Here is a 2,410-nt window from a genome sequence, read left to right as displayed (position 1 = left end):
CTAACTCCGGAATACCGGAATCCGCTATAAGATATTAAGAACCTCATTACCTTCAGAATCGACATCTTCGCTGTCTAATAAACTCTTCAAAAAGTGTTGGTGATCAGGAACTTGTTCCCAGACTCTCAATGCAACCATCCCAGAATCAGCTCCAACTTTAGACATGTTTATGATGAACGAGTTGAGTGCCATTTTACTATCTAATTTACCGTTACAAATCTCATCAGAAGTAATACCTAACACTTTAGCAAGCTTACTTATCTGGGTTGCTTTAGGTTCAGTCGTATCATTCTCCCACTTCAAGTAAGTCTGCTTAGTCACTCCGACTAAACGAGCTACTTCTGGTTGGGATAGGTTTTTTAACGCTCTAGCTTCTTTAAGTACAGAACCAATCATCATAATTCCTTTAATGGTACATATTAATGTAACTATACACCCACTTTTATAAACCATAATCTTGCAGTAACCAAAAATAACCTTTATGGTATATAAAAATGTACCTTAGTTGCTATTGACAGGATTTTACTTGTACTTCATTGACCGCTTATTTATCCAACAAGATCACCGAGAAGGAGGGTTACCTCTTGTCGGTCGTCATGTTATTGAGCGTATAGATCTGGAGTCTGGAGAGAAGCTACCACCATCTGTAGATCAGAAGATTTTAGAAGGTTCTCATAGCACTAAACTCACAATCAGATGTGATGGCTATCGTGTCAGAGTCGAGGGGAATCCATCGCGTTGGCAAAGACAAGATAATCTCTTCGGACTAACAACATTAGATGAGTGTGTAGAAGTCTATAACCATGTGTTAGCCAAATATGACTTACCTCCATTTACTAAAAATACCCGCCTTAAACACAGACAAACACCTGACGGAAAAACATCATCTTACGTAGGTAATGGTGCTGAGATTACAAGCATCGACTGGACGCAAAACTTGTCAGTAGGACAGGGCAGTGAGCAGCCTTTTATACGTGGGATGTCTTCAATGAGCTTAGGAAGATCCATGAAACCTAAGTTGTACCCAGACGGATACAGCTGCTACTGGGGCGAAGGTTCCGAATGGTTACTTATTAAGTTATATGCCAAAGCTATTGAGTTACAGCGTCACTCAAAGAAGAACGCAAAGAATAGTAATGAAAGTAAAGAATACATAGATAAATTAACGACTTACTGTGCGAGTAAAGGTGTTGTTCGCTTAGAGTACAGCCTCAGACAAAAGCTATTGAAAAGACATAACTTACAGTTTTACGGGCTAATAAGTGAAGACGAATACCTGACGCACCTCAAGCACTTCGAGGATGCTATGAAGACTATCGAAATATCCCATGATGAACACCAGAGCATAGCTCAACAGTTATTAAATAATGGCGCCGTTGATACACAAAGAAAAGCCAACACAACCATGAACTATTTTACGTTGTGGCAAAACGGTGTGGATATGAGGGAAATACTGAGCAGCTCGCAATATTACGAACACAAAGCAAGGTTGAAGAAAATCGGCATCGACATCGGTCAGCAGTTCGATGTCTCAAGAATGTGTCCAACGTTGAGGCGCTCAGAAGAAATAGAAGTTCAATCACTACAGATACCATCTTGGTATCAACTACCGAAAGTAGCGCAATCAAATGTGCTGCCGTTTAAAGCTTACGTAGCTTAAGGAAAAGATATGTTGAAAGTAGAAATCTTCCCAGAACACGAACAACCAATCACAAGAACATTACCAGGTAAAGATGGTAAACAAGCCAGAACGATAAGAGAACAAATAGGATATGCATATCTGGGTGGTAAGTTCCCAGTCGAAATGAAGCTCTCATTACAAGACGACCAATCTGCATATAAATCAGGAAACTACGAACTTGATAGCTCAAGCTTTACCGTGAATAACTTCGGTGGACTGGAATTAAAACGCTTCGGCATTAAGCTCGTGAGGTCGATGAAATAATGGAAGATCAAGTCATGAAATCTGATGAACTCCAAGAAGTCATTAACTGGTTACACAACGATGTAGATAAAGCCGTTGATGATGCCAATGATGTAGTTGCCAAGCGTCAGTACAAAAAAGTCTTCGACAGCTTAGAACTATTAAAAGAAATGCTGCTCATGAGTGAGTCCAACAAAAACCATGTACAGATGCTTGGCTATCGAGATGATACAAACCAAGTTCAATGTATGGTGTCGAATGTTGTTGGCTTAAACTTCCAAGAAGTGAATGAACTTGCTGATGAGATATTCTTGGTTGGTGACTGGTTCATGTCAGTTACAAACGTTGATGGAGATGAAAACCACAACGTAAAAATCTATGGACCATATGAGACAGACAAGCAAGCAATGGAGCATGCACGTAAAACCTTGTCAGTAACAACGTTCAGAATCTCTGTATGAGCCCAGAAAGCCCCTCAAAAGCAAA

Annotated in this window: 4 protein-coding genes; 3 read left to right on the top strand and 1 reads right to left on the bottom strand. The window is 40.0% G+C overall.

Annotation, left to right across the window (positions count from 1 at the left end; translation table 11 throughout):
- Positions 1-24: 24 nt before the first annotated feature.
- Complete coding sequence (locus F0229_RS21570) at positions 25-396, bottom strand: helix-turn-helix transcriptional regulator (protein WP_171733687.1); 372 nt, start codon at positions 394-396, stop codon at positions 25-27.
- A 130-nt stretch (positions 397-526) separates the two neighbouring features.
- Between F0229_RS21570 and F0229_RS21565 the strand changes: the two genes are divergently transcribed.
- The 3 genes from F0229_RS21565 to F0229_RS21555 are packed head-to-tail and all read left to right on the top strand — an operon-like array spanning position 527 to position 2,385.
- Positions 527-1,660: a phage/plasmid replication protein, II/X family gene (locus tag F0229_RS21565; protein ID WP_171733686.1), complete on the top strand. Its 1,134-nt coding sequence runs from the start codon at positions 527-529 to the stop codon at positions 1,658-1,660.
- A 9-nt stretch (positions 1,661-1,669) separates the two neighbouring features.
- The gene (locus F0229_RS21560) at positions 1,670-1,945 is read left to right on the top strand and encodes a G5P family DNA-binding protein (protein WP_016767415.1); all 276 of its coding nucleotides are present in this window, start codon (positions 1,670-1,672) and stop codon (positions 1,943-1,945) included.
- A gap of 14 nt (positions 1,946-1,959) precedes the next feature.
- Positions 1,960-2,385 carry a hypothetical protein gene (locus F0229_RS21555; protein WP_253821018.1) on the top strand — a complete coding sequence of 142 codons (426 nt, stop codon included), beginning with the start codon at positions 1,960-1,962 and terminating at the stop codon, positions 2,383-2,385.
- Positions 2,386-2,410 lie beyond the last annotated feature (25 nt).

The organism is Vibrio sp. AIC-3, from assembly GCF_013114515.1.
GTDB lineage: Bacteria > Pseudomonadota > Gammaproteobacteria > Enterobacterales > Vibrionaceae > Vibrio > Vibrio crassostreae_C.
The sequence above is the reverse complement of the archived record's forward strand: the minus strand, read 5'-3'. Positions and strand labels throughout refer to the sequence as shown.

Excerpts from the sequence above, each read along its gene's own strand:
- F0229_RS21570 (WP_171733687.1), bottom strand. The coding sequence starts at position 396 with ATGATTGGTTCTGTACTTAAAGAAGCTAGAGCGTTAAAAAACCTATCC.
- F0229_RS21560 (WP_016767415.1), top strand. The coding sequence starts at position 1,670 with ATGTTGAAAGTAGAAATCTTCCCAGAACACGAACAACCAATCACAAGA.
- F0229_RS21555 (WP_253821018.1), top strand. The coding sequence starts at position 1,960 with ATGAAATCTGATGAACTCCAAGAAGTCATTAACTGGTTACACAACGAT.